Raw genomic sequence first — 25,489 nt, 5'->3', positions numbered from 1 at the left:
GCCCCCAAATTGATAGGTCAGATAGATCGCATAGGAGCGCTTCGCACTCCAACGGGGGCAAGCCCCCTCGCCACAATTTAGAGGGCGAACGGTAGCGGCGTACTGACCTTCTGCCGCTGCGCCAACCGCTGCTGAAACTCCATCGGATCGTGAATCAACACGTCCTGCCCGGCAAACGACTCCGCGGCAATCAACCGTGACAACCAGAACCGCACACACGCCACGCGCAGCATGGTCGGCCACAACTCGGCTTCGGCTGCCGTGAATGGCCGCAACGCCGCATAAGCGCCCAACAACGCCCTTGCTCGCGGCCCGTCGATCAGCCCGTTGTCATCCGAGCACCAGTCATTCAAGGCAATGGCCACGTCGTACAGCATCGGCCCCGAGCAGGCGTTGTAGAAGTCGATCAATCCGGTCAGGTGCGTGCCTTCGAACATCGCGTTATCACGGAACAGATCCGCGTGGATGTTGGCCCGTGGCAACGCCAGAATTTTCGTCTTCTGCTGAGTGATTTCGTCCAGTGCCCGTTGCAGCAAATCACTCTGCTCGGCATTCAGGTGGGACAGCAACTGCGTGCCCTCCTCCAGCATCCAGTCCAGGCCACGATCGGTTTTGCGCTTGATCATGTTGGCCTGGGTCGCCAGGTGCAGATGGCCCAGCAACTCGCCGACTTGAGCACAATGCTGCGCGTTGGCTTCCTTGATGTGCTTGCCGGCCAGGCGTGGTTGCAACAGCGCAGGCTTGCCGGCCAGTTCGCGCAAGGCCACGCCGTCGGTGGTGCGCAGCGCGTAAGGCACCGGCAGATCAGCCTCGTGCAGCACATCGAGCAGTTCGATGAAGAACGGCATCTCCTGGACCGGACCGCGCTCGACCAGGGTCAGGACAAATTCGCCCTGCTCCAGGCTGATGAAGAAATTGGTGTTTTCACTACCGGCGGCAATTCCCTGGAAATCAAGCAGGCGGCCGAGCCCGTATGGGGCGAGAAAGGTTTCCAGCTCGGGCCGAGCCAGCGGGGTGAACACAGACATGTTTAAACTGCCAGTACGGGCGCCGCTGCTTGAGCCAGCGCCGATTGAAATTAAGAAACTACTTCCACTCAAAAATTTTCCACGACGGAATCAGCATATCCGGCTGATCCGAGCGGATGAAGTTTGCATCTGTCCCATCCGCACGCACCAGGAAATACGGCGGTGCGCCCTTCGGAGTGACCTTGATCGCATACAGGAAACCGTTTTGACGGTACTCCTGGATGGTTTTATCCCCTTCCGTGCGGATCGTGACTTCCGGCTCCGGTGTCGGCGCATCATCCGCCGCCATGACGGCCAGGGGAACGGTTACAAACAAGCCAGCCAGCAACAGGCGATTTAGTGTGCGCATGATAACCTTGTCCCTTTGTCGTCAACGGTCCCGCTATTCTAGCGCCGGACCCGCCGAAAAGGTTGATCCTGCTCATGAGCCAAGCCCCCCTCGTCCTGGTGGACGGTTCTTCTTACCTGTACCGCGCCTTTCACGCCCTGCCGCCGCTGACCACTTCCAAGGGTCTGCCGACCGGTGCGGTCAAAGGCGTGTTGAACATGCTCAAGAGTCTGCGCAAGCAGTACCCGGACAGTCCGTTCGCCGTGGTGTTCGACGCCAAGGGTGGGACTTTTCGCGATGACATGTACGCCGAATACAAGGCCAACCGTCCGAGCATGCCGGATGACATGCGCGTGCAGATCGAGCCACTGCACCAGAGCGTGATCGCGCTGGGCTTCCCGCTGCTGTGCGTTGAAGGCGTCGAGGCTGACGACGTGATCGGCACCTTGGCCCGAAGTAGCGCCGCGGCTGACCGACCGGTGGTGATTTCCACCGGCGACAAGGACATGGCGCAACTGGTCGACGGCCACATTACCTTGGTCAACACAATGACCGGTAGCGCGCTGGACGTGGAGGGCGTGAAGGAGAAATTCGGCGTCGCTCCCGAGCAGATCATCGATTACCTGGCACTGATGGGCGATTCTTCCGACAACATTCCGGGCGTTCCGGGCATTGGTCCGAAGACCGCTTCCGGCCTGTTGGTGGGCGTGAACGGCGGCCTGACCGAGCTGTACGCACAGCTCGACATCGTCCCGACCCTGCCGATTCGTGGCGCCAAGACCCTGCCGGCCAAGCTCGAAGAGCACAAGGAGATGGCATTCCTCTCCTATCAACTGGCAACCATCAAGATCGACGTGCCGCTGGACATCGGGCTCGACGACCTGCAAATGGGCCGGCCGAATCACGATAAACTCGCTGAGCTCTACACCCTGCTCGAATTCAAGAGCTGGTTTGAAGATAACCAGCGTGATGCCAAGCGTTCCGGCCAGGAAGTCAGCGCCCCGGTGGTTGAAGAAGCCGCTGTCGAGACCGAGCTCAAGTACACCACGATCCTCACCCAGGCCGATTTCGACCTGTGGCTGAAGAAACTCAACAACGCCAAGCTGATCGCCTTTGATACTGAAACCACCGGCATCGATGCGCAGCAGGCGCAATTGGTCGGCCTGTCGTTTGCTGTACAGGCCAACGAAGCGGCCTACATTCCGCTGACCCATTCCTACATGGGTGTGCCAGATCAGCTCGATCGCGACACCGTGTTGCGCGCGCTGAAACCGATCCTGGAAGACCCGAACAAACTCAAGGTCGGCCAGCACGCCAAGTTCGACATGAACATCCTGGCCAACTGTGCCATCGGTGGCGACCAGAGCTGCGGCATCACCGTGCAAGGCATCGCGTTCGACACCATGCTCGAATCCTACGTGCTGGATTCCACCGCGACCCGCCACGACATGGACAGCCTGGCGCTCAAGTACCTGAACCACACCACCACCAGTTTTCAGGACATCGCCGGCAAGGGTGCCAAGCAGCTGACGTTTGACCAGATCTCGCTGGAACTGGCCGGGCCTTACGCCGCCGAAGACGCCGACGTGACGCTGCGCCTGCACCAGACCTTGCAGGAAAAGCTCAATGCCATTCCGAGCCTGAGCAAAGTCCTGAGCGAAATCGAAATGCCGTTGGTGCCGGTACTCGCCCGCATCGAACGCCAGGGCGCGCTGGTCGACGCCAATCTGCTGGGCATCCAAAGCGTTGAACTGGGCGACAAAATGGTCGCGCTGGAGCGTGAGGCATTCGCCATCGCCGGTGAAGAATTCAACCTCGGCTCGCCGAAGCAATTGGGCGTGATCCTGTACGAAAAACTCGGGTTGCCGATCCTCAGCAAAACCGCCAAGGGCCAGGCGTCCACCGCCGAAGCCGTCCTGGCGGAACTGGCCGAGCAGGATTACCCGTTGCCCAAAGTGCTGATGCAGTACCGCTCGATGAGCAAACTGAAAAGCACCTACACCGATCGCCTGCCGGAACAGATCAACCCGCGCACCGGGCGGATTCACACGTCCTATCATCAGGCTGTCGCGGCGACCGGGCGCTTGTCGTCCAGCGATCCGAACTTGCAGAACATTCCAATCCGCACGGCCGAAGGGCGGCGGATTCGTCAGGCGTTCGTCGCGCCAAAAGGCTACAAGTTGCTGGCGGCGGACTATTCGCAAATCGAACTGCGGATCATGGCGCACCTGGCCAAGGACGAAGGCTTATTGCACGCGTTCCGCAATGACCTGGACGTGCACAAGGCCACCGCCGCCGAAGTATTCGGCGTTGAGCTGGCCGACGTCACCACCGATCAGCGCCGCAGCGCCAAGGCGATCAACTTTGGTTTGATCTACGGCATGAGCGCGTTTGGCCTGGCCAAGCAGATCGGCGTTGATCGCAAGCAATCCCAGGCGTACATCGACCGTTATTTCGCCCGCTACCCGGGTGTTCTGGCGTACATGGAACGCACCCGCACCCAGGCGGCCGAGCAAGGTTTTGTCGAGACCATCTTCGGCCGTCGCCTGTACCTGCCGGAAATCAACGCGAAAAACCCGGCGTTGCGCAAAGGTGCCGAGCGCACGGCGATCAACGCGCCGATGCAAGGCACTGCGGCAGACATCATCAAGAAAGCCATGGTAGCTGTGGATAACTGGCTGACCTCCTCGGGCCTCGACGCCAAAGTCATCCTGCAGGTGCACGATGAATTGGTGCTTGAGGTGCGTGAAGATCTGGTCGACCAGGTTCGGGAAGAAATTCGCGTGCACATGAGCGACGCCGTGAAGCTGGATGTGCCGCTTCTGGTCGAGGTTGGCGTAGGCAATAACTGGGATGAGGCTCACTGAGCCGTCTGAAAAGGCGTTTTCTGCTGCGGCATAGTGCCGCGGCAGAAGGGTGAAGGGCCCTTATTTCGGAAAGAAATCACACTTATTACAAATGGTTTCTGAAGCTCCGGAACTAAACCTGTGAACTGCCACTCAGAGTTACTGAATGGCTGGTGAAGCCCTTCGATGCTCCTATGTTGTGTTAAGTGTTGGCAGATATCTGGACCCCGCCCTAGCGGTCCGGAACTTGAACCCCGGAACTTCCCCCTCCCCATAAGAAGTCCGGGGTTTTTTTTGCCTGCGATTTATTGCTCCGCAACCTCGGAGCCTTTGTCCGCCAGCTCCATCCAGCCTGCCAATACAGTGTAGGCGTCTTCCAGGCCCATGCGCTTTGGCGCCGAGAACAGCTGGATGCTGATCGCATCGCCCCATCCTTTGCGGATGTCTGTCTGAACCTTGAGCAGGACGTTTTTCGCCGCGCCATAGGTCAGCTTGTCGGCTTTGGTCAGCAAAATATGCATCGGCATGCCGCTGGCGACGGCCCAGTCGAGCATCAACAGGTCGAAATCGGTCATTGGATGACGGATGTCCATCATCAGAATCAGGCCTTTCAAACTCTCGCGACCACCCAGATAAGCTTCCAGGTGACGCTGCCAGTGCAGCTTCAACGGGATAGGCACTTTCGCGTAACCGTAACCCGGGAGGTCGACCAGACGACGATCATCGTCTAGCTTGAAGAAGTTCAAGAGCTGCGTGCGACCCGGAGTTTTCGAGGTCCGCGCCAGGCTGGCGTGCGTCAGGGTGTTCAGCGCACTGGACTTGCCGGCGTTGGAACGCCCGGCGAAGGCCACTTCAAAGCCTTCGTCGTCGGGACATTGGTCGACTTTGGCAGCGCTGAGCATGAAGGTGGACTGTTGGCACAGGCCGAGGATGGGGTTCTTGAGTTGCATGGGATTTCCGATGTGGGCGGCGCCGGGAATGGACGCGGCAAGCGGTGTCGTTTCCGTTTCAGTGACGCCAGTATATAATGCCGCAGATTTTGTGTGCGCTTTGTCCCAGCGTAGGATGAAGTTCACGAGAGCGAATGACCTTGATTGCGCATTAGAACGCAGAACGCTCTCAACCCTGAAAAGGTCGTTTTATGACGAAATGGCTGCTAGCTGCCGGTGTCTTGATGCCGCTTTACAGCGCTCAGGCTACACAGGATCCGGAAGCGGTGTACAACCGTGTTTGTGGTGCCTGTCATTCCGGCCAACTCCCCATGGCGCCCAAAAAGGGCGATCAGGAAGCTTGGACGCCGAGGTTGGCGAAAGGTATGGAGACGCTGGTGCAACACGTGACCCAGGGTTTCAAGGCGATGCCGCCGCGTGGTTTGTGCATGGACTGCAGTGCCGAGGATTACCAGGCCATCATCCAGTGGATGAGCGAGTGATCCCGGTCCATAACTCTTTAACCCTTAGCCGTAGTTGGATTAGCTGATGAACAAATTGATCGTGAGTCTGCTGTTGACCGTGGGGATCTCCGGCGTAGCCCATGCTGCAGGTGATGCAACTGCTGGTCAGGCGAAAGCCGCAGTATGTGGCGCCTGTCATGGCCCGGATGGCAACAGCATGGCGCCTAACTTTCCGAAACTGGCAGGCCAGGGCGAGCGTTATCTGAACAAACAGTTGCACGATATCAAGTCCGGCAAACGCACCGTTCTGGAAATGACCGGCCTGCTGACCAACCTGAGCGATCAGGACCTGGTTGATATCTCCGCCTACTTCGCCAGCCAGAAAGGCAGCGTTGGCGCCGCCGACCCGAAAGTCGTGGCTCGCGGTGAAGCCTTGTTCCGCGGCGGTGACCTGGCCAAGGGCCTGCCAGCCTGCACCGGCTGCCACTCGCCGAATGGCACAGGCAACGCAGCGGCCGGCTTCCCGCATCTGGGTGGCCAGCACGCTCAATACGTTGCCAAGCAATTGACCGACTTCCGCAAGGAAGAAGGCGGTCGTGCCAACGATGGCGATACCAAACCGATGCAAAGCATTGCCAAAAAGCTCAGCGACGAAGATATCGCTGCGGTGTCCAGCTACATTCAAGGCCTGCACTAAGACCGGCGAATCGGGCGTCGCGCGGGAAGTACATCTCCTGCAACGTTAACGCTCTATTAATCCGTCGCAGCAAGTATAAAAAGGGTGGCTCAGGCCGCCCTTTTTTGTGGCCGCTGCCGTTACACTACAGAACTCAAGCCCGCCAGGACCTGTCTGAAAACAGGTCGCGCGAGGCGACCAAAATTGTCCAGGAGTAAAGCATGCGTAATCTGATCATCAGCGCCGCACTCGTCGCTGCCAGCCTGTTCGGCATGACTGCCCAAGCCGCCGAAGCACCCGCCGCCCCTTATGTCGAACTGACCAACCCGGTTCCGGTCGCCGTGCCTGGCAAGATCGAAGTCGTGGAGCTGTTCTGGTATGGCTGCCCGCATTGCTACGCATTTGAGCCGGTGATCAATCCTTGGGTCGAAAAACTACCTTCCGACGTGAACTTCGTCCGCATCCCTGCCATGTTCGGCGGCCCATGGGACGCACACGGCCAAATGTTCCTGACCCTTGAAGCGATGGGCGTCGAGAACAAGGTTCACGCTGCGGTGTTCAACGCGATTCAGAAAGAACACAAGAAGCTGGTCGACAAGAATGAAATGGCCGAATTCCTGGCCACTCAAGGCGTAGACAAGGACAAGTTCCTGGCCACCTTCGACTCCTTCGCCATCAAGGGCCAGATCAACAAAGCTAAAGAACTGGCGAAGAAATATGAAATCTCTGGCGTTCCGACCATGATCGTCAACGGCAAGTACCGCTTTGACGTGGGCTCTGCCGGCGGCGCCGAACAAGCACTGCAACTGGCCGACAAACTGGTCGACAAAGAGCGAGCGGCTAACAAGGCTGCTGCCAACTAAGCGCGGGGCCCGCCATGCGCCGCTGGGGTACGGAACGTGTCGTTGGCCTGCATGATCCGCGGGTCAACGAGCATCATCTGGAATCGACGGGCCTGCCCGCAGACAGCCGTCTGCGCTTGCTCAGCTTCAATATCCAGGTCGGTATCAGTACCGAGCGCTACCGGCATTACCTGACCCGAGGCTGGCAGCATCTGCTGCCGCACACCGGGCGTGCCGACAACCTGCAAAAGATCGGCAATTTGTTGGGCGACTTCGATCTGGTCGCCTTGCAGGAAGCCGATGGCGGCAGCCTGCGATCAGGCTACGTCAATCAGGTTGAACACTTGGCGCAGCTCGGCGCCTTCCCCTACTGGTATCAACAACTCAATCGCAATCTCGGTCGCCTCGGCCAGCACAGCAATGGCGTGCTCAGCCGCCTGCGCCCGTGGGCGATTGAAGATCATCCGCTGCCGGGGCCAAAGGGCCGCGGGGCGATTCTGGTGCGTTTCGGCGAAGGTCCGGAGGCGCTGGTGGTGGTGATGATGCACCTGGCGCTGGGCGCTCGGGCCCGCAGCCTGCAACTGGCTTACATCCGCGAGTTGATCGGCGGTTACAAACACCAGGTGCTGATGGGCGACATGAATACCCACGCCAGTGATTTGCTGCAGAACTCCCCGTTGCGTGACCTCGGCCTGCTCGCGCCGCAACTGGAAGCGACCTTCCCCAGCTGGCGCCCGCAGCGCTGCCTGGACCATATTCTGCTCAGCCCGACACTGACCCTTGAAAAGGTCGAGGTGCTGGCACAACCGATTTCAGATCACCTGCCCGTCGCGGTAGAGATTCGTCTGCCGGGTTCGCTCACGGCCGATGCATTCCCCGCGTTGAGTCCTGCCCCTTCGCGGATCCCATGAATGAGCGACGAAACACAGCGCTGGAAAGAGAAATACCTCAAAAGCATCGAACAACAGGAAAAGCTCGAACGCCGTTGGGATGCCCGGCTCGACTTGCTGCGCCGTGGGCTGGTGCGCAGCACCCTGGCCGCAGAAGGCACCGATCGCGCCGTTGATCAATGCATGAAGGAAATGCGCGAAGTCGTGCGTACCGATGACATGGACGCCGGCCTGGCCGCCCTGCTTCCGCGCCTGGAAAAAGCCGTACTCGATTCCGAGCAACGCCGGGAAACCCGGGTCAATCAGACCAGCGCCGCACTGACTGCGCTGGTGACCCAGCTGCAAACACTGCCGCTACCTCGCGAAGTCAGCCGGCCGCTGAAGAACTTTGCCAAACAACTGGATGGGCGAGTCAGTCAGGCCCGTGAGATTCCGTTGCTGCTCAGCGAACTGAGTGGCCTGCAAGGCAAAGCCTTGCGTCAACTGGATACCCCCGCAGAACCTGATCGCCCCGGGTTTCTGCAGCGCCTGTTTGGTAACCGGGAAGCGGATGAGGCCTCCCCGCAGATCGCCGCTCCTGCGGTACAAGCGTTGCCCCTGCAAACGGTTGAACCGATTGCCGAGGCCCCGCCGGAAACGGCTGATCTCGCACCCACAGTGGAGCAGCCGTCAGTCGTACAACCAGCCGTAATCGACGTCCAACCTGACGCTGCAACCCCTGAATCACTGGAAGTACAGGCAACGGAACCTGCTCCGGAAGTGGTGGCGTTTGTCCCGCCTGTGCTTCAGCCAGAGACTGCATCTGCGCAACCTGTAGAGCCACCGACTCAGCCGAATATCGAACAACTGGCAGAACCAGCGCTTCCAGACATTACGCCAGCCGAGCAAGTGCCACCGGCAGTCAACCCGGATGAACTGACCCCGGTGACCATTGAGGCGGAGCACCTTGTGCCAGAGGATGTTCTCTACGCCCTGCCCGACTCACCCGAGCCGTCCTACAGCTCTGTCGCCAAGCATATCGAAGACACGCTCCTTGGCCTGCTCGATGACCTGACGTTGCCCGAGCGCCATCGCCCGCAAGCGGAAGCGATGCGTGATCGCCTGCAAAACGGCTTGAACTGGTACGAATTGATCCCGATCCTCGATGATCTGGCAACGTTGATGCTGGCGATTACGGACAGCGGCCAGCACGAATTCGAAGCGTACCTGCAGCAACTCAACGAACGTCTGGAATCGTTCCAGAGCAACCTGCAAGCAGCCAGTGACGGCCATGCCGACAACCGCTCGGCTGCGCGCGAGATGGATACGCAGATCCGCGAGCAAGTCGATGGCCTGCAGAGCAGCATGCAGGAAGCGGCGGATCTGGACGACCTCAAGCACGTCCTGGAGAACCATCTCGAAGGCCTGCTCGGCACCATGGATCAACACCAGAAGCAGCGCGACGAACGTGAGCAGGAAGTCGCGGCTCGGTTGCAAAGCCTGGCCGAACGCGTGGCGCACATGGAACAGGAAGCGCTGGGCTACCGCGAACACCTTGAAGAACAACGCCAGAAAGCCCTGATCGACCCCCTCACCAGCCTGCCCAATCGAGCGGCCTGGAGTGAGCGGCTGGAGCACGAAGTCCGCCAATGGCAGCAACACGGCAACACCCTGTTGCTGGCGATGCTCGACCTCGACCACTTCAAACGCATCAACGATAACTACGGCCACCTGGCAGGTGACAAGGTGCTGAAGATCATCGCCAGCGTGCTGCGCAAACGCCTGCGCGGGACGGATTTCATTGCGCGGTTCGGCGGTGAGGAATTTGTCCTGTTGATGCCCTCCACACCCTTGGCAAACGGTGCCAAATTGCTGGAATCCTTGCGTGCCTCCATCGAAGCCTGCCCTTTTCACTTCAAGGGTGAGCGAGTGACCATTACCATTTCCATGGGTGTGACGGCATTCAAAGCCGGCGAACATAGCGATTTGGTGCTGAAAAGAGCCGATCAAGCGCTATACCGTGCGAAAAATGCCGGCCGCAACCGTGTTGAAGCAGGCTGACAGCCAATTGTTCCATTTTATTTAAAACAGCGCTTTTGCCCTCTGCGCGCAAGTCAGTACGTTACACTGTTGCATTACTGACTTGCGTGTATTGCCTCCTGCCATGAAATGTCTTGCTCTCATTGTGTCGCTACTTCTGTTGGCCGGTTGTGCCAGCGGCCCGCGGATCGACACCAGCCACCCTTCAGCCAATCACGACAGTCGTATTCAGTTCGTGGTGGTGCATTACACCTCTGCCTCCCTCGAGCACTCCCTGCAATTGCTGACCCACGGCGAGGTCAGCAGTCACTACCTGATCGGTGACGACAAAGGCGCCACCATCTATAAGCTGATGGATGAAAATCTTCGATCGTGGCACGCAGGTGAAAGCGAATGGCAAGGCCGGACCTGGCTGAACTCCAGCTCCATCGGCATCGAGATCGTCAATCCTGGCTTCAAAGACACGCCGACGGGCCGTCTCTGGTACCCCTACAGCGAAGATCAGGTTCAGTCGCTGATCTTTCTGCTCAAGGACATCAGCAAGCGTTACAACATCAATCCTCGTTCCATCATCGGCCACAGCGACATCGCGCCGCTGCGTAAGCTCGATCCCGGCCCGCTGTTCCCCTGGAAGCGTCTGGCCGCCGAAGGCATAGGCGTCTGGCCAAACGAGCAGGCCGTCGCACGCCAGCAAGCCCGGTTCGCAGCAGAACTGCCGAGCATCAGCTGGTATCAGGGACAGCTGGCCCGACTGGGTTACGCCACGCCACAAACGGGCGAGCTCGATGTCGCTACTCGCCATGTACTGGCGGCTTTTCAAATGCATTTCCGCCCCACCCGATTCGATGGCACACCTGACGCTCAGACGGCGGCGCTTCTACAAGTTTTGAATCAGACAAAATAATGACGCCCGCCCGACGGTAAGGGCTTTTTCTCAATCAGCAGCTATAACTCATTGGTAATTCTTCGGATATCCACAATGACTGTAGCTCGAGAGACGCTTCGTAGCTGGTTCTATCGCCCCTGGTTTTTGGCGATGCTGGCTGCTGCCTTGAGCGCAACGTTATTGATGGCCGCCAGCCTTTTTTTAGCGATGCATCAGGTCGAGCAGCGGGAAAGCCAGGAAATGAATGCCCAGGGCGAGCGTTTCCTCGCCCGACTGGAGCAATTATTCGGGCAGCTACGTGAAAGCCTCGACGATCTGGAAGCCCAACCCCTGCGTGGCTGCGATGATGAAATGATCGCGACCTTGCAACAGGTCAGCTTCAACTACCGCTTCGTTTACGAAGCCGCCTACATGGATGCCTCGCGGATCTGCTCGAATCGCCCTCGCCAGGAGGGGCTGTCGCTGAGTCGACCGCCAGACATCAAGGGGCCCACCTACAGCTACTGGCTGAACACGACCACCGAACCCGATGAAAACCGTGCTGCGTTGATGCTTGGACGCGGCAACTTTCGGGTCGCAACCTCTCGCGGGCATTTGACCGACATGGTTGATCTGTCCCCGGGAAGCAGCCTGCTGGTAGTGCTCTCCCATGGCACCCGTGCGATTCCTGTCCTCGGAGCCGCACAAGTTTGGCCACCCACAGAATTCTGGCCCCTGGAAAGCCGCGATGCGCTGCAAGTGACGCAAACCCGCTTGATTTACCGGATGCCCACCAACAATCCCGAATACCAATTAGTGTTGATCACGCCGCGCACGAACATGCATGTACCGGCAGTTTGGTGGTGGCTGCTGCCGGCCAGTCTGGCACTGGGCATCCTGGTCGGATTCATGGTGTTTCTGTTGGTGCGCCAGCGTCAGTCACTGGACGCTGAACTGAACGGCGCCATCCGACGAGGCGAATTGCAGGTGTTGTATCAGCCGATCTTCGACCTCGACAGCCGCAACTGTGTCGGGGCTGAAGCCTTGCTGCGCTGGCGAAGGCCGGACGGCACGCTGACAAGCCCCGACCTGTTTATCCCGATGGCGGAAAACACCGGCCAGATCCGCCAGATGACCGACTTCGTATTACAGCGACTCCTCGAACAACTAGGGCAATTGCTCCGCGCCAATCCGCAGTTGTATATTTCCGTCAACCTTGCTGCGTGCGATGTCATGGTGCCGCGTATCGGCCAGGTGATGGCACGCTTGCTGACCTTGCACCGGGTCGCGGCAAAGCAGATTGCCTTTGAGGTGACTGAGCGGGGCTTGATCGATGTGGTGGTGGCCAGGGAAAACCTGCAAGCCTTGCGCGATGTCGGGCATCAGGTGCTGATCGATGATTTCGGCACGGGCTATTGCAGCCTCGCCTACCTGCAAACCCTGCCGGTGGACTGCCTGAAAATCGACAAGGCGTTCATTGATGCGCTGGGCCATGATGCCGCCAGCAGCGGCGTGGCACCGCACATCATTCACATGGCCCAGGCCCTGCAACTCAGGGTGATTGCCGAGGGCATAGAACATGAAGCGCAAGCAGCCTTTCTGAGCAGTGAAGGGGTGAAGTACGGTCAGGGCTGGCTGTTCGCCCATGCCCTGAGCGCCGTGCAGTTCATCGAACTGATTACCCGTGGTCGCCGGCGGAACAATCGACGCCTGGATGATGAAGCCTGAACTGCAGCGGTTTACACCGCCAGTGCCATGTAGAACTGCGTGCCCTGCCCCGGCCGCGAATAAACGCCCATCCGCCCGCCATGCAACTGCACGATTTCCTTGCACAACGCCAAACCAAGCCCGGCACCGCCCTTCTTGCGGCCGACCTGGACGAAGGGCTCAAAGATCCGTCCCTGCTGACCGTAGGCAATGCCCTCACCGTTGTCTTCCACGCTGATAATCACTCGCTCACCATGGCGCCGCGCCTGCAAACGTATCAGTCCATCCCGAGGGGTATGACGCAAAGCGTTATCGATCAGGTTATCGAGCACACGGTCCAATTGCGCCTGGTCGGCCTGCAATCTGGGTAACGGCCCCTGAACTTCCACCAGCAACTCAATGCCCTTCTGCGCCGCAGACCCGGCAAAGCGTGCCTGAGCCTGTTCCAGTATCTCTTCAATGGAACAAGGCGCCAGCGTGAGTTTCTGCAACCCGTTTTGGTAGCGCGAGAAATTCAGCAGGTCGTTTATCAGCTGCATCAACCGCTGCATTTCTTCATTCACGGTGTCCAGCAAGTCGGCTTCGCGAGAGTCCTCAGGAAATTTCGCCCGTTCGCGGAACAGCCCGAAGGCCATGTGCATCCCGGTCACCGGGGTGCGCAACTCATGGGATGCGCGCAAGACGAACTCGCTGCGCACCCGTTCGAATGCACGCTGTTCTGTGACGTCATGCAGCACCATCACGGCGCCAAGAATGTGGCCCTGCGTATGGCTGACCGGGGTCAGGCTGTAGGTCAGCAACCTCGACTCACCGTCGACCTCAACGCTCAGGTCTTCCGGCGCTCGCTCCAGGGTCCCGCCGCGCAACACCAGTTGTAGCTGCTCATCCAGTTCGGGACGATCGAGCGCAGTGCCCAGCCCTTGACCGAGTCGATCGGTGTCCCACCCCAACTGACGCTGGGCCACGGGGTTGAGGTGTTCCAGATGGCCTTCGCGGTCGATCATCAACAACCCATCGTCGATGCTGTCGAGTACGGCTTGCAGACGCTGCTGACCGGCGAGCAGCTCGTCGATGTTCATCGCCTGATGCTCACGCAGCGCCTGCGCCATGATGCCGAAGCGCTTGGTCAACTGGTTCATTTCCTCGGCGGAGGAAACCGGCAGGGTCACTTCGAAATTACCTTGGCCGATGTTGTCAGCAGCCTGGACCAACGCTTCGATCGGAGCGCCAAACCGGCGGGCGATTCCATGGGCGGTCACGAACCCGATGATCAGTACCGCCAGCCCCACCAACCCGAGCAGCCCGGCAATCAGCAACGCGCGTTCCCGGGCCTGGCGCTCGGTACTGTTAATGTTATCCAGTGCGCGCTTTTGTTCAGTAAGCAGACCGCTTCGAAGAGTGTTGAATTTTTCCTTCAACGCCTCGTTACCGCCCAATACAGGCTTCGGCACTTTTGTCTGATCGTAGGCTTGAAGAAAGTCGAGGTAGTCAGCCTTGGCCTGTTTGAAACCATAGCCGCCGTTGCCGGACTTCTGAAGGGTGATGCCTTCTTCAAGCAACTCGAGGTAGTTTTTCCTGGCGGTCTCGAACGCTGTGGGATCGGGCTTTTCGTCGATCATGATCATGAGCTGATCGCCCAGGGTCTGACGCAATTTCAACCCCAGGTCCAGCGTGACAAAGTTGTTTCGAACCAGCACCTCCTGGGTGCCGGCCATCTGCATCACGCTGACCAGCCCGAGCAACAGCCCGAGCAGCGCCACGGTGATCAGCGCAGAAATACTCAGAAACAGCCGAGTACGCAGCTTCATCGCCAGTTTCATTGCAGGCTCACAGGTTGTACTGCTTGCGTTTGCGGTACAGGGTCGAGGCATCAATGCCGAGTGTCTTGGCCGCCTGATCCAGCGTATCAGCGGTGGCGAGGACGGCACCGATGTGGGCTTTCTCCAACTCATCCAGGCTCAACGCAGCGCCAATACGCGGCGCGTTGTTGGTCGGGGTCTCGGCCATTCCCAGGTGGCTGATCTCGACCCGTTCCTGAGGGCAGATAATGCTCGCCCGCTCCACCACGTTACGCAGTTCGCGGATGTTGCCGGGCCAGCGGTAACCCAGCAACGCTTCGCGAGCCTCGTCGCTGAAGCCCCGTGCCGGACGCGCGTACTCCTTGACGAAGCGAGCCAGGAAACGGTCGGCCAGGTTCAGAATGTCTTCCCGGCGCTCGCGCAGTGGCGGCAAGTGCAACGTGATGACGTTCAGGCGATAGAGCAGGTCTTCACGGAAACGACCGTCGCGCACCATGTCTTCGAGGTTCAGGTTGGTCGCGGCGAGGATGCGCACATCGGCGCGGCGGGTCACCGGATCACCCACGCGCTCGTATTCCTTATCCTGGATAAAACGCAGCAACTTGGGTTGCAACGTCAGGGGAAAATCGCCGATCTCGTCGAGAAACAAGGTGCCGCCGTCCGCCTGATTGACGCGCCCCAAGGTACTTTCGCTGGCACCGGTGAATGCGCCGCGGCTGTGACCGAAGAGCTCACTTTCCATCAATTCCGCCGTCAACGACGGGCAGTTGATGGTGACGCAGGATTTCTTCTGGCGTTTGCTCCAGCCGTGAATGGCTTGGGACAGTTCACCCTTACCGGTGCCGGATTCGCCGAGAATCAGGATGTTGGCGTCAGTGCTGGCGACCTGGCGTGCGGTTTCGAGCACCACTTTCATGGCCGGGCTATGGGAATCCAGACCGTCCTTGGGTTTACGCACTTCGCCTTCAAGGGCTTCCAGCCGTGCCGAGAGCTGCCGGACTTCCAGCTGCTTGGCGGTGGCCAGACGCAACTGGTCGGGGCTGCAAGGTTTGACGAGGTAGTCGGCGGCGCCGGCCTGGATCGCATCCACGGCGGTGTCGACGGCCGAGTGAGCGGTGACGATCACCACCCGCATCCAGGGTGCCTGAATACGCATCTGGGCCAGCACATCCAGGCCATTGTCTTCACCCAGGCGCAGATCGAGGAAGCACAGGTCGAACACCTGACGTTGCAGCAACGCATCAGCTTGCGCCGCACTGTTCGCGGTGGCGACGCTATAGCCTTCATCTTCGAGGCAATAGCGGAAGGTTCGCAGAATGGCGGATTCGTCATCCACCAGCAGAATGCGGCCTTGATGCTCAGTGGCTGATTCCATGTTCCTGCGCTCCTTTAATGAATGATCTTGGTTAGTCCCGGAAAAATCGGGCAAGTTGCATGGTTGATTCTGATCCATTCCAGCCATGGCAGGGTAGCTCTCTACTCATCCATTAGCTAATGGGCTGATTTCTCTGGTTTTTTACAAAAAAACCGCCGATGTGGCAATTACCCACGTCCCTTTCTGACATCCGCGCCCTCCTCTCAATTCAAAAATAATCAAAGTTGCCGGGAATCGATCGTGCAATACGCACGACCCTGCGCGGCTCATCGTGCAGGATGCGTCCACCCTGATTTTCACGACCAAGCTAACTGATTGATTTAAAACGATTTTTTTATATGAAAAAGCTGGCATGCAGGCTGCAATAGCCTGAGTAATCAGGGCCATTTCGTATCGACGCCCACTAACAAGATCACCACCAGAGTGGGAGGAGTTTCAGGATGAATCGCCTACGTGTCGCCCCAATGCGCATCTCGCCTTTGCATCTTCAACAAGGCCTGTTTGGCGTGCTGGCGCTGCTGATCACGCTGATCGCAGGTCAGCAGTTCCTGCTTTGGGAACAGAGCCAGCAGCCAGAGGCGCCGCACGTGTCGATTCACCGTGCAACCCAGACCCATTTCAGCGCCGTCAGCAGCAGCCAGGCTGACCTCGCCCCGATGCGAATGATGGACGTCGACCAGGCTCAGCCTGTGGATGAGATGCCTCGTCAGGAACGTTGGGTGTTCTGAGCAAACGAACTTGGCGCGCTCGTTGCGCCGGGAAAAGCACCATAAGCGACATCTCTAATATAGAAGCGTAAGGAGAATCACCATGTTGAGCTGGGCAATCACATTCTTGATCATTGCCATCATCGCTGCGGTACTGGGCTTCGGTGGTATCGCGGGCACCGCCACGGGTATCGCCAAGATTCTCTTTGTCGTGTTCCTGGTGATGTTCATTGCTTCCTTCTTCTTTGGCCGTCGTGGTCGAGGCTGAATATGAGCGTTTTGTTAAAAACACTGGCAGCCGCCCTGCTTCTGGGCGGTGGTGCCATGGCGATGGCGGCCAATGATGGCCAGACGCGGGCCAGCGAATTGTTGAATTCGGACCCGCAGTACCGTGAAACGTGGACTAAAGTCGTTAAAAAGGAAGAGCGACTGCCGGAATGGGTGATGAACCTGTCTGGCGCTGCCGAGCAAATGAATGCTCTTGAAGAAGATGGCGACAAGTACCTGGTCGGGCCGCTTTGCGAAACGCAACCGACGTGCCTGAACAAGCGCCTGATCGTGGCTTTCAGCTTCGACAAGAAGGACGCCTACGCCATGCTGGTCGAAGTGCCTGCAGGATTGCCGGCCGACAAGTCGCCAACGCGACATGCCGACTACCGCTTCCTCGGGAAACCGGACCCAGGCATGCAGGACCTGTTGATGGAACAGCTCAAGAAAGATCCGAACTGGTACTGAGTTTGAAACACGAAAGGAGCAGCATCGCTTCTTTCCAGTGCGCTACCCGAGGAAGGCAGGCGCATGACCAAGGGGTCGGGACGTTCTGACTGTTTCAGGGTCGGAGTGACCTACGGGCACATGGAGTGTCTGCGCAAGGGCCGGGTCAGGTAATAAAGCTGCGACGCAAGTTCGCCAGCCCAGAGTGGCTCGACGGACTTGCGAAGAGCTTCAACGTGCAATACGTTGATCTAGAGCACTTCGCTCATTCCCCTCTGCTGCATATTCCCCGCAAAACCATTTCGCGGTGTTTCTTCACGACCGTATATCGAGAAACCTTCGACTTTAGGCAGAAGAGTTTTCGCTGCCAAACGTAGGCTTTTTCCGAAATTTCGTCATGAATTCAACTGTTTAAAAAACAACCAACCTCCTCTGGAATGGCCGGTTCACGGCACTTTTGCCTGCCGAAATGGCGTATTCGAACCGGTTGGGACGCGAGTTTCAATTAAAAAAGCTCATGCCGATTCGGCATAGGGTAGGCGTTTACGGCATTAGACGTCGCTTCCTTGCATCGGAATAGTTGCGCCTTTTTTCGCCTGCCAGAGAGCCGAAACAAAGCGCTCCGGGGCACCTTATACGGGGGCAGATGCACAGACTTTTTCGCCACGAGCGTTCCAGTTCTTGCATTCGCCTGAGTCAAACGCAAGTAAGGGTAAAGATATGAAGAAGGCAAAGCTCAGCCTCGCCTGGCAGATCCTCATCGGTCTGGTTCTGGGGATAGCAATCGGTGCGCTGCTCAACCATTTCAGTGCCGAAAAAGCCTGGTGGATCAGCAACGTCCTGCAACCGGCAGGCGATATCTTTATCCGTCTGATCAAGATGATCGTGATCCCGATCGTCATCTCCTCGTTGATCGTCGGCATCGCTGGCGTAGGCGACGCGAAGAAACTCGGGCGTATCGGCCTCAAGACCATCATTTACTTCGAGATCGTCACCACCATCGCCATCGTGGTCGGTCTGGTGCTGGCCAACGTGTTCCATCCGGGCACCGGCATCGACATGAGCACCCTGGGTACGGTGGATATTTCCAAGTACCAGGCGACGGCGGCTGAGGTTCAGCATGAACATGCGTTCATCGAAACCATCCTCAACCTGATCCCGTCGAACATCTTCGCGGCCATGGCCCGCGGCGAAATGCTGCCGATCATCTTCTTCTCCGTATTGTTCGGCCTCGGCTTGTCGAGCCTGCAATCGGACCTGCGCGAGCCGCTGGTGAAGATGTTCCAGGGCGTGTCGGAAAGCATGTTCAAAGTCACCCACATGATCATGAACTACGCCCCGATCGGCGTGTTCGCACTGATCGCGGTGACCGTGGCCAACTTCGGTTTCGCTTCCCTGGTGCCACTGGCCAAACTGGTGATCCTGGTTTATGTCGCCATCGCCTTCTTCGCCTTTGTGGTGCTGGGCCTGATCGCTCGCCTGTTCGGCTTCTCGGTGATCAAGCTGATGCGCATCTTCAAGGATGAGCTGGTCCTGGCCTACTCCACCGCCAGTTCCGAAACCGTGCTGCCGCGCGTGATCGAGAAGATGGAAGCCTACGGCGCGCCGAAAGCCATTTGCAGCTTTGTGGTGCCGACCGGTTACTCGTTCAACCTCGACGGCTCGACCCTGTACCAGAGCATCGCGGCGATCTTTATTGCCCAGCTGTACGGCATCGACCTGTCGATCAGCCAGCAATTGCTGCTGGTGCTGACCCTGATGGTGACGTCCAAAGGCATCGCCGGCGTACCGGGCGTGTCCTTCGTGGTGTTGTTGGCCACACTGGGCAGCGTCGGTATTCCGCTCGAAGGCCTGGCGTTTATCGCCGGTGTCGACCGCATCATGGACATGGCGCGTACTGCCTTGAACGTGATCGGCAATGCCCTGGCCGTGCTGGTCATCTCCCGTTGGGAAGGCATGTACGACGACGCCAAGGGCCAACGCTACTGGAACTCGCTGCCGCACTGGCGCAGCAAGGAAAAGCTGCCGGCGGGCGAGATCTCCAGCAACTAATACAAAAACCTGTGGGAGCGGGCTTGCCCGCTCCCACAGTGGATTCGGGTCACCATCGATCCAGGTCCAACAAGCTGTACGTCATACAAACAAACCCCGGAGAAATCCGGGGTTTGTCGTTTCTGCACACCCCGCTATCATTCGCGGATTCTTCGGGGGATTTAACTGATGCTCAATGGCCTGTGGCTTGGCTTTTTCATCGTGGCTGCCGTTTCGGCGCTGGCGCAATGGCTGATCGGCGGTAACGCCGGGATCTTCGCGGCGATGGTGGAAAGCATTTTCGCCATGGCCAAGTTATCGGTCGAAGTCATGGTCCTGCTGTTCGGCACCCTGACCCTCTGGCTGGGCTTTCTGCGAATTGCCGAGAAGGCCGGGATCGTCGAATGGCTGGCCAAGGCGCTGGGCCCCTTGTTCTTGCGCCTGATGCCGGAAGTGCCAGCCGGTCACCCGGCCATCGGCCTGATCACGCTCAACTTCGCCGCCAACGGCCTGGGCCTGGACAACGCCGCCACGCCGATCGGCCTCAAAGCCATGAAGGCGCTGCAAGAGCTCAACCCCAGCGCCACCATCGCCAGCAACGCGCAGATTCTGTTCCTGGTACTCAATGCCTCCTCCCTGACCCTGCTGCCGGTGACGATCTTCATGTACCGCGCCCAGCAAGGTGCGCCCGATCCGACCCTGGTGTTCCTGCCGATCCTGCTGGCGACCAGCTGCTCGACACTGGTCGGCCTGCTGTCGGTGGCGTTCATGCAACGTCTGCGGCTGTGGGACCCTGTGGTGCTCGCGTATCTGATTCCCGGTGCCTTGGCCCTCGGTGGCTTCATGGCACTGCTGGCGACGCTCTCGGCGACCGCCCTGGCCGGCCTGTCCTCGATCCTCGGCAACCTGACGCTGTTCGGGCTGATCATGCTGTTTCTGGTGATCGGCGCATTACGCAAAGTGAAGGTCTACGAAGCGTTCGTCGAAGGCGCCAAAGAAGGCTTCGACGTGGCCAAGAACCTGCTGCCATATCTGGTGGCGATGCTTTGCGCCGTCGGCGTACTGCGGGCGTCCGGGGCACTGGATTTTGGTCTGGACGGGATTCGGCACCTGGTGGAGTGGGCCGGTTGGGACACGCGCTTCGTCGACGCACTGCCGACGGCAATGGTCAAACCATTCTCCGGCAGCGCCGCACGGGCGATGCTGATCGAAACCATGAAGACGTCGGGTGTGGACAGCTTCCCGGCACTGGTGGCGGCGACGATTCAGGGCAGTACGGAAACGACGTTCTATGTGCTGGCGGTGTACTTCGGCGCGGTGGGCATCCAGCGGGCGCGGCATGCGGTAGGGTGTGCGTTGCTGGCTGAACTGGCCGGTGTTCTCGGCGCGATTGGCGTTTGCTACTGGTTCTTCGGTTAACCACAAAACCCTGTGGGAGCGGGCTTGCTCGCGAAAGCGGTCTGACATTCAACATTGATGTCGACTGATGTACCGCTTTCGCGAGCAGGCCCGCTCCCACAAGGGGATTTGTGTTGGCTTTAGGGGCGGGGTGGCGGGGCCACTTTCTGCCCTTGCTCCACCGCCCAAGCCACCACCTGCGCCGTCAACTGATCGCTCGCCTGGCCAAACCCGGCCACCACCGCCGGCACTTTCACATCGCTCAATGGCTGACGCACTTCAAAGCGGCGACTGGCGAGGATGCGCTGGTCATACCCGCGCACCAGCAAGGCATCCAGCCGCACGACTACGCTGGCAGCGGTGCCTTGGTACTCAGTCTGAAATGCTTGCAGACTCCCGCCCAACTCCAGATCTGCCTGGAAGTTGCTGTCATCCGTGCTCAGCAACGGCACCCGGCCGTCCCGCTGGAAACCATCCAGCAACCGATTACGCAGCAACACCGGCGCCGGATCGCTCCAGCGCGAGGCGGTGTAGCTGCTGATCAGATCACCTTGCGGGATCACGGCGATTTTCGGGCTGTTCAACGCTTCGCTGGCCTGCGGCTTGGTCAGGCGCAGCGACCAGCGTTGCGGCGTGCCGTGGCTGGCCGAAACGCTGCTCTGGGCCGACGGCAAGCGATAGACATCGGACGGCTCGGACTTGGGCAGGATCGAGCAGGAGCTGACCAACGTGAAGCTGGCGAGGAGGGCGAAGGTCGCAAGCTTCATGGCGTGAACTCCTTGTTCTTGTCATTGCCGAGCAAATAACCGCTGGGGTTGGCTTCCAGGCGTTGGGAGATGGTCCGCAACGACGTCAGGGTGTCGCGTAATTCACGCACCGCAGGCGCCAGGCCGTTGAGGCCTTGCATGCCGCTGTTCAGAGAGTTCTGATTGGTCGTGAGCAATTTATTGATGGTGGCGCTGCTTTCTTCCAGCGATTTCATCGCCTGCTCGGCGCTGCCGAACATCTGCTTGCCCTGATCGTTGAGCAGGCCGTTGGCATTACGCATCAGCGCCGACGTCTGTTCCAGCATGGCGCCAGCCTGCTTGCCGACCGACGCCAGTTGTTGCATCGCCTGACGAATATCACCGCGCTGGTCGGCGATGGTGCCGGTGGTTTGTTCCAGATGTTCCAGCGTCTTGCTGATGCGCTCGACGTTCTCCGTGGAAAACATCTGGTTGGCGTTATGCATCAGTGTGTTCACACCGGCCATCAGGTCGCCGCTGTCATTGAGCAAGCGAGCGATAGGCGAGGGCGACGCGACAATCACCGGCAGATAGCCGTCCTTGCCCTTGAGCGTCGGACTTTGCGGCGTACCGCCGCTGAGTTGAATGATCGAAGTCCCGGTAATCCCGGTCAGCGCCAGGATGGCCCGGGTGTCTTCCTTGATCGGCGTATCGCCGCCCAGGCGAATCCGCGCCAGCACCCGACGCGGGTCTTTCGGGTCCAGGCGCAACGTCACCACGTCGCCGACCTTGATCCCGCTGTACTGCACGGCGCTGCCCTTGGACAAGCCACTGACCGCCTCGTTGAAGACGACTTCGTAATCCTTGAACTCGGTGTCGACGCTGGACTTTGCCAGCCACAGACCGAAGAGCAGGGCGCCTGCCACCACAATCACGGTGAACAGGCCGATCAATACATGATGGGCTCGGGTTTCCATGTCAGACCTCATTCAACTGTTGAGCGGCGGTCAGCGCCGCGCGGCCGCGAGGGCCATGGAAGTATTCGTGAATCCACGGGTCGTCGGTTTCCGAGACCTTGTCGATGGCGTCCGCCACCAGCACCTTTTTCTGCGCCAACACCGCCACCCGGTCGGTGATGGTGTAGAGCGTGTCGAGGTCATGGGTGACCAGAAACACACTCAGGCCCAAGGCATCGCGCAGGGTCAGGATCAATTGATCAAAGGCGGCGGCGCCAATCGGGTCGAGGCCGGCGGTGGGCTCGTCGAGGAACAGGATGTCCGGGTCCAGCGCCAACGCCCGGGCCAGCGCCGCGCGCTTGATCATGCCGCCAGACAGCGAGGCCGGGTATTTGTCCGCCGCCGACAGCGGCAACCCGGCCAACGCCAGTTTCACCGCTGCCAGATGCTCGGCGTCTTCACGGCTCAGGCCGGCGTGTTCGATCAGGGGCAAGGCCACGTTCTCGGTCACGGTCAGCGAAGAGAACAGGGCGCCTTTCTGGAACAGCACGCCGAAACGCCGTTCGACCATCGAACGCTCGTGTTCGGACAGGGTCGGCAGGTTCTTGCCAAAGACCTTCACCACCCCCTCGCTGGGCTGGCGCAAGCCGACGATGCTGCGCAGCAGCACCGATTTCCCGCTGCCGGAACCGCCGACCACGGCAAGGATTTCGCCCTTATACAAATCCAGGTCGAGGTTCTCGTGCACGCTTTGGCTGCCGAAGCGATTGCACAGCCCACGAACTTCGATCACCGCCTCGGAGGGCGCTCGGGGTAAACGACTCACCAGCCCATCTCCATGAAAAACAGCGCGGCCACGGCGTCGAGCACAATCACCACGAAAATCGACTGCACCACGCTCGACGTGGTGTGAGCGCCCACGGACTCGGCGCTGCCGCTGACCTTGAAGCCTTCGAGGCAACCGATCGCGGCGATCAGGAACGCGAAGATCGGCGCTTTGACGATCCCCACCAGAAAGTGCTGAACGCCGATATCGGTTTGCAGCAGCGACAGGAACATCGCCGGCGAGATCCCCAGCGACACGGCGCAGACCACGCCACCGCCGATGATTCCCGAGATCATCGCCAGGAAGGTCAGCATCGGCAGCGCCACCAGCAACGCCAATACCCGCGGCACCACCAGCAACTCCATCGGGTCGAGGCCCAAGGTGCGGATGGCGTCGATTTCTTCGTTGGCCTTCATCGAGCCGATCTGCGCGGTGAACGCACTGGCGGTACGACCGGCCATCAGGATCGCGGTCAGCAACACGCCAAATTCACGCAGGAAGGAGAACGCCACCAGGTCCACGGTGAAAATACTCGCGCCGAAACTCGCCAGCACCGTCGCCCCGAGAAACGCCACCACGGCACCGACCAGAAAGGTCAGCAGGGCCACAATGGGCGCGGCGTCGAGGCCAGTCTGTTCGATGTGCGCGACCATGGGCGTGATGCGCCAGCGCTTGGGGCGAAACAGCCCGCGCGCGATGGTTTCGAGGATCAAGCCGACGAAGCCCAGCAGTTGCAGGGTGTCCTGCCAGACGGCGTCGACTGCACGACCGATGCGGGTCAGCAGCTGAATGCCGACGCTGATCTCCGGTTCCTTGATCGGCACGCAGAAGTCGCTGAGCGAGCAATAAACCGTCTGCAACAAGGCGCGGTCGGCCGGGGACAACGTGCAATCGGGATGCTCCGCGGATCGGCCCAGACGCTCCGACCCGAGCAGTTCCACCAACAGCGACGCCCCGGCGGTATCGAGCGCACCGAGGCCATTGAGGTCGATGTGCGTGCTGTCGTCGTATTGGCCGCGGAGCTTTTCGCTCAGGTGCTTGAGATCGGCGTAGTGGGCGAGCGTCCAGTCACCCGTGACCCGCAATTGAGCAGGGGAGTGAGAGGCGTCTAGCTGGGCATTGCCGGCCATTGTGCTGCTGGTCATAAGCTCCGTGCTTGTTCGGCTATTTGCGCAGATCTACGTAATAGCACGAACCGGATTACTTTTCTTTGATCGGTGTGCTGTCCGTGACTTTGAAGCGCAGCACGCCGATGACTTGGCCGTCTTCGGTCAGCACCCGGACCTGCCATTTGCCGGCCGGATTGCCCGGGAAATTCTGCTTGTGGGTCCAGGCGCGGTAGCCTTCCTTACGCCCGCCGTGGATGTCCAGCGGGATGCGGTCGACCTCTTTGCCGTTGAACTGCCAGACGTGATAGATCCGCTCATCGAGGCCGCGCGGGGCATTGATCGCGGTGTAGGCATACAGCCCGTCACCCCGGATCTGCTCGGCGCTGACTTCGTCCAGACTCTTGCCAGGCGTGCGGTCCTGCATTTGCGTACTGATCGCCACGTCGGTCATCCACAAAGTGGCCGGCGGCACCCACGAACGCAGCACCCAGCCGAGGGCGCCGATGCCCAGCGTGATACTCAGGATCGCCAACGCGTTGCGCACCGTGCGGATCGGGAAGATCGACGCCAAGCTCGGGAACGACAACACCACAGCAGTACCCAGCGCCAGTTTGAAACTCTGTGAAGTGGTCAGGTGCAGGATGACGGGCAGGGCGGTCAACAGCGCGGCGAACAGCGTCAGCGTGTGCAACGCCAGGAACGCCCAGCGCCGGGGCGCCAGCCATTTGTAGTAGAGCGGGTCGATGATGGAAATCAGCGCCGCCATGCTCAGCAACCCGGTGAAGAACAACTGGCCGCTGTTCCAGGTCGTGGTGATGAAAAAGAACGGCAGGACGAAGAACAGGCTTTCCTGGTGAATCATCTGCGTGGCGTAACGCAGCAAAGGCTGGGGGATTTCGCGTTTGAAGAGTTTGGTGAACAACTTGGTCAGGCTGTTTTCCAGCATCAGCCAGATCCAGCTGAGCACCATGATGATGGTGATCCAGGTCGCCAGACCCTGTTGCCGATCCACCAGGATGAAGCTGCCGACCCCGGAGATAAAACCTCCGAGCGCAATGACCCCTGGATAGCGCTTCATCAATTCCAGGATGCGCTGGACGTACAGGGTCAGATTAGGCATTCGGCGGTTCGCAATAGTCGTGGGGAAAATCCTCGACAGAGTACCGCCCGGGCGCAGGCGTGGCGAGGGTGCCGATCATTTTGATCGAACACAAAACCTGGGGGTGATGATGTCCTTGTGGCGAGGGGGCTTGCC

Annotated in this window: 23 protein-coding genes; 13 read left to right on the top strand and 10 right to left on the bottom strand. The window is 59.5% G+C overall.

The annotated features are described in order from the left end of the window. Nucleotides 1–77 precede the first annotated feature (77 nt). Nucleotides 78–1,028: a homoserine kinase gene (locus tag K0F88_RS07860; RefSeq protein WP_219094754.1), complete on the bottom strand. Its 951-nt coding sequence runs from the start codon at nt 1,026–1,028 to the stop codon at nt 78–80. Nucleotides 1,029–1,086: 58 nt separating this feature from the next. Beyond that, complete coding sequence (locus K0F88_RS07855) at nt 1,087–1,377, bottom strand: DUF2782 domain-containing protein (protein ID WP_074872303.1); 291 nt, start codon at nt 1,375–1,377, stop codon at nt 1,087–1,089. A gap of 74 nt (nt 1,378–1,451) precedes the next feature. On the opposite strand from K0F88_RS07855, the gene polA reads away from it, so the two are divergent. Then, nucleotides 1,452–4,223 (top strand): DNA polymerase I, encoded by a 2,772-nt coding sequence (polA, locus tag K0F88_RS07850; RefSeq protein ID WP_219094753.1) that lies wholly within the window; start codon nt 1,452–1,454, stop codon nt 4,221–4,223. A 284-nt stretch (nt 4,224–4,507) separates the two neighbouring features. Here polA and yihA read toward each other — a convergent pair whose 3' ends face one another. Beyond that, nucleotides 4,508–5,152: a ribosome biogenesis GTP-binding protein YihA/YsxC gene (gene yihA, locus K0F88_RS07845; protein WP_219094752.1), complete on the bottom strand. Its 645-nt coding sequence runs from the start codon at nt 5,150–5,152 to the stop codon at nt 4,508–4,510. Between the two features lie 191 nt (nt 5,153–5,343). On the opposite strand from yihA, the gene K0F88_RS07840 reads away from it, so the two are divergent. The 7 genes from K0F88_RS07840 (at nt 5,344) to K0F88_RS07810 (ending at nt 12,615) form a co-directional block, all read left to right on the top strand. Continuing rightward, nucleotides 5,344–5,634, top strand: coding sequence for a cytochrome c5 family protein (locus K0F88_RS07840; protein ID WP_008156007.1), 291 nt, complete (start codon nt 5,344–5,346; stop codon nt 5,632–5,634). Nucleotides 5,635–5,680: 46 nt separating this feature from the next. Continuing rightward, complete coding sequence (locus K0F88_RS07835) at nt 5,681–6,292, top strand: cytochrome c4 (protein WP_219094751.1); 612 nt, start codon at nt 5,681–5,683, stop codon at nt 6,290–6,292. A 200-nt stretch (nt 6,293–6,492) separates the two neighbouring features. Continuing rightward, the gene (locus tag K0F88_RS07830; protein WP_219094750.1) at nt 6,493–7,134 is read left to right on the top strand and encodes a thiol:disulfide interchange protein DsbA/DsbL; all 642 of its coding nucleotides are present in this window, start codon (nt 6,493–6,495) and stop codon (nt 7,132–7,134) included. Between the two features lie 14 nt (nt 7,135–7,148). Beyond that, nucleotides 7,149–8,024 carry an endonuclease/exonuclease/phosphatase family protein gene (locus K0F88_RS07825; protein WP_219094749.1) on the top strand — a complete coding sequence of 292 codons (876 nt, stop codon included), beginning with the start codon at nt 7,149–7,151 and terminating at the stop codon, nt 8,022–8,024. Beyond that, nucleotides 8,025–10,043 (top strand): GGDEF domain-containing protein, encoded by a 2,019-nt coding sequence (locus K0F88_RS07820; RefSeq protein ID WP_219094748.1) that lies wholly within the window; start codon nt 8,025–8,027, stop codon nt 10,041–10,043. It abuts the gene before it with no gap. Between the two features lie 103 nt (nt 10,044–10,146). After that, a complete protein-coding gene (locus K0F88_RS07815; protein ID WP_094469813.1) occupies nt 10,147–10,926 on the top strand; it encodes an N-acetylmuramoyl-L-alanine amidase in 780 nt (259 codons plus the stop codon). 75 nt (nt 10,927–11,001) lie between these two features. Continuing rightward, nucleotides 11,002–12,615, top strand: a complete 1,614-nt coding sequence (locus tag K0F88_RS07810) for an EAL domain-containing protein (protein ID WP_094469814.1) — start codon at nt 11,002–11,004, stop codon at nt 12,613–12,615. An 11-nt stretch (nt 12,616–12,626) separates the two neighbouring features. On the opposite strand, the gene K0F88_RS07805 is transcribed toward K0F88_RS07810, so the two are convergent. Together K0F88_RS07805 and algB are read right to left on the bottom strand one after the other, a co-directional pair. Beyond that, nucleotides 12,627–14,414 carry a KinB sensor domain-containing domain gene (locus K0F88_RS07805; protein WP_219094747.1) on the bottom strand — a complete coding sequence of 596 codons (1,788 nt, stop codon included), beginning with the start codon at nt 14,412–14,414 and terminating at the stop codon, nt 12,627–12,629. A 7-nt stretch (nt 14,415–14,421) separates the two neighbouring features. Continuing rightward, the gene (gene algB / locus K0F88_RS07800) at nt 14,422–15,768 is read right to left on the bottom strand and encodes a sigma-54-dependent response regulator transcription factor AlgB (RefSeq protein ID WP_010465602.1); all 1,347 of its coding nucleotides are present in this window, start codon (nt 15,766–15,768) and stop codon (nt 14,422–14,424) included. Nucleotides 15,769–16,208: 440 nt separating this feature from the next. Between algB and K0F88_RS07795 the strand changes: the two genes are divergently transcribed. From K0F88_RS07795 to K0F88_RS07775, 5 genes are all read left to right on the top strand, one after another. After that, nucleotides 16,209–16,496: a hypothetical protein gene (locus K0F88_RS07795; protein WP_094469816.1), complete on the top strand. Its 288-nt coding sequence runs from the start codon at nt 16,209–16,211 to the stop codon at nt 16,494–16,496. Nucleotides 16,497–16,578: 82 nt separating this feature from the next. Next, on the top strand, nt 16,579–16,743 hold the full coding sequence (locus K0F88_RS07790) for a DUF1328 domain-containing protein (protein WP_003177151.1): 165 nt from the start codon (nt 16,579–16,581) through the stop codon (nt 16,741–16,743). A 2-nt stretch (nt 16,744–16,745) separates the two neighbouring features. After that, a complete protein-coding gene (locus K0F88_RS07785; protein ID WP_219094746.1) occupies nt 16,746–17,210 on the top strand; it encodes an inhibitor of vertebrate lysozyme family protein in 465 nt (154 codons plus the stop codon). A 699-nt stretch (nt 17,211–17,909) separates the two neighbouring features. Further along, nucleotides 17,910–19,241, top strand: coding sequence for a glutamate/aspartate:proton symporter GltP (gene gltP / locus K0F88_RS07780; RefSeq protein ID WP_219094745.1), 1,332 nt, complete (start codon nt 17,910–17,912; stop codon nt 19,239–19,241). Between the two features lie 168 nt (nt 19,242–19,409). Beyond that, nucleotides 19,410–20,639 (top strand): nucleoside recognition domain-containing protein, encoded by a 1,230-nt coding sequence (locus K0F88_RS07775; RefSeq protein WP_219094744.1) that lies wholly within the window; start codon nt 19,410–19,412, stop codon nt 20,637–20,639. Nucleotides 20,640–20,758: 119 nt separating this feature from the next. On the opposite strand, the gene K0F88_RS07770 is transcribed toward K0F88_RS07775, so the two are convergent. The 5 genes from K0F88_RS07770 to K0F88_RS07750 are packed head-to-tail and all read right to left on the bottom strand — an operon-like array spanning nt 20,759 to nt 25,354. Continuing rightward, a complete protein-coding gene (locus K0F88_RS07770; protein WP_094469820.1) occupies nt 20,759–21,385 on the bottom strand; it encodes an ABC-type transport auxiliary lipoprotein family protein in 627 nt (208 codons plus the stop codon). Then, nucleotides 21,382–22,320 (bottom strand): MlaD family protein, encoded by a 939-nt coding sequence (locus tag K0F88_RS07765; RefSeq protein ID WP_219094743.1) that lies wholly within the window; start codon nt 22,318–22,320, stop codon nt 21,382–21,384. Before K0F88_RS07765 ends, K0F88_RS07770 begins: the two co-directional genes overlap by 4 nt. A gap of 1 nt (nt 22,321) precedes the next feature. After that, nucleotides 22,322–23,125 carry an ABC transporter ATP-binding protein gene (locus K0F88_RS07760; RefSeq protein ID WP_219094742.1) on the bottom strand — a complete coding sequence of 268 codons (804 nt, stop codon included), beginning with the start codon at nt 23,123–23,125 and terminating at the stop codon, nt 22,322–22,324. After that, entirely contained in the window at nt 23,122–24,270 is a 1,149-nt protein-coding gene (locus K0F88_RS07755; RefSeq protein ID WP_219094741.1) for an ABC transporter permease, read from the bottom strand. The genes K0F88_RS07760 and K0F88_RS07755 overlap by 4 nt, the downstream gene beginning before the upstream one ends. Nucleotides 24,271–24,325: 55 nt before the next feature. Beyond that, complete coding sequence (locus tag K0F88_RS07750; RefSeq protein WP_219094740.1) at nt 24,326–25,354, bottom strand: DUF5924 family protein; 1,029 nt, start codon at nt 25,352–25,354, stop codon at nt 24,326–24,328. Nucleotides 25,355–25,489: the final 135 nt, after the last annotated feature.

The organism is Pseudomonas sp. UMAB-40, from assembly GCF_900095275.1.
Lineage (GTDB): Bacteria > Pseudomonadota > Gammaproteobacteria > Pseudomonadales > Pseudomonadaceae > Aquipseudomonas > Aquipseudomonas mandelii_B.
Note: the sequence above shows the minus strand (reverse complement) of the source record. Positions and strands in the feature narration are given on the sequence as shown.

Bases quoted from the DNA above. Each gene is read 5' to 3' on its own strand.
- K0F88_RS07860 (WP_219094754.1), bottom strand. From the start codon at position 1,028: ATGTCTGTGTTCACCCCGCTGGCTCGGCCCGAGCTGGAAACCTTTCTC.
- K0F88_RS07855 (WP_074872303.1), bottom strand. From the start codon at position 1,377: ATGCGCACACTAAATCGCCTGTTGCTGGCTGGCTTGTTTGTAACCGTT.
- polA (WP_219094753.1), top strand. From the start codon at position 1,452: ATGAGCCAAGCCCCCCTCGTCCTGGTGGACGGTTCTTCTTACCTGTAC.
- yihA (WP_219094752.1), bottom strand. From the start codon at position 5,152: ATGCAACTCAAGAACCCCATCCTCGGCCTGTGCCAACAGTCCACCTTC.
- K0F88_RS07840 (WP_008156007.1), top strand. From the start codon at position 5,344: ATGACGAAATGGCTGCTAGCTGCCGGTGTCTTGATGCCGCTTTACAGC.
- K0F88_RS07835 (WP_219094751.1), top strand. From the start codon at position 5,681: ATGAACAAATTGATCGTGAGTCTGCTGTTGACCGTGGGGATCTCCGGC.
- K0F88_RS07830 (WP_219094750.1), top strand. From the start codon at position 6,493: ATGCGTAATCTGATCATCAGCGCCGCACTCGTCGCTGCCAGCCTGTTC.
- K0F88_RS07825 (WP_219094749.1), top strand. From the start codon at position 7,149: ATGCGCCGCTGGGGTACGGAACGTGTCGTTGGCCTGCATGATCCGCGG.
- K0F88_RS07820 (WP_219094748.1), top strand. From the start codon at position 8,025: ATGAGCGACGAAACACAGCGCTGGAAAGAGAAATACCTCAAAAGCATC.
- K0F88_RS07815 (WP_094469813.1), top strand. From the start codon at position 10,147: ATGAAATGTCTTGCTCTCATTGTGTCGCTACTTCTGTTGGCCGGTTGT.
- K0F88_RS07810 (WP_094469814.1), top strand. From the start codon at position 11,002: ATGACTGTAGCTCGAGAGACGCTTCGTAGCTGGTTCTATCGCCCCTGG.
- K0F88_RS07805 (WP_219094747.1), bottom strand. From the start codon at position 14,414: ATGAAACTGGCGATGAAGCTGCGTACTCGGCTGTTTCTGAGTATTTCT.
- algB (WP_010465602.1), bottom strand. From the start codon at position 15,768: ATGGAATCAGCCACTGAGCATCAAGGCCGCATTCTGCTGGTGGATGAC.
- K0F88_RS07795 (WP_094469816.1), top strand. From the start codon at position 16,209: ATGAATCGCCTACGTGTCGCCCCAATGCGCATCTCGCCTTTGCATCTT.
- K0F88_RS07790 (WP_003177151.1), top strand. From the start codon at position 16,579: ATGTTGAGCTGGGCAATCACATTCTTGATCATTGCCATCATCGCTGCG.
- K0F88_RS07785 (WP_219094746.1), top strand. From the start codon at position 16,746: ATGAGCGTTTTGTTAAAAACACTGGCAGCCGCCCTGCTTCTGGGCGGT.
- gltP (WP_219094745.1), top strand. From the start codon at position 17,910: ATGAAGAAGGCAAAGCTCAGCCTCGCCTGGCAGATCCTCATCGGTCTG.
- K0F88_RS07775 (WP_219094744.1), top strand. From the start codon at position 19,410: ATGCTCAATGGCCTGTGGCTTGGCTTTTTCATCGTGGCTGCCGTTTCG.
- K0F88_RS07770 (WP_094469820.1), bottom strand. From the start codon at position 21,385: ATGAAGCTTGCGACCTTCGCCCTCCTCGCCAGCTTCACGTTGGTCAGC.
- K0F88_RS07765 (WP_219094743.1), bottom strand. From the start codon at position 22,320: ATGGAAACCCGAGCCCATCATGTATTGATCGGCCTGTTCACCGTGATT.
- K0F88_RS07755 (WP_219094741.1), bottom strand. From the start codon at position 24,270: ATGACCAGCAGCACAATGGCCGGCAATGCCCAGCTAGACGCCTCTCAC.
- K0F88_RS07750 (WP_219094740.1), bottom strand. From the start codon at position 25,354: ATGCCTAATCTGACCCTGTACGTCCAGCGCATCCTGGAATTGATGAAG.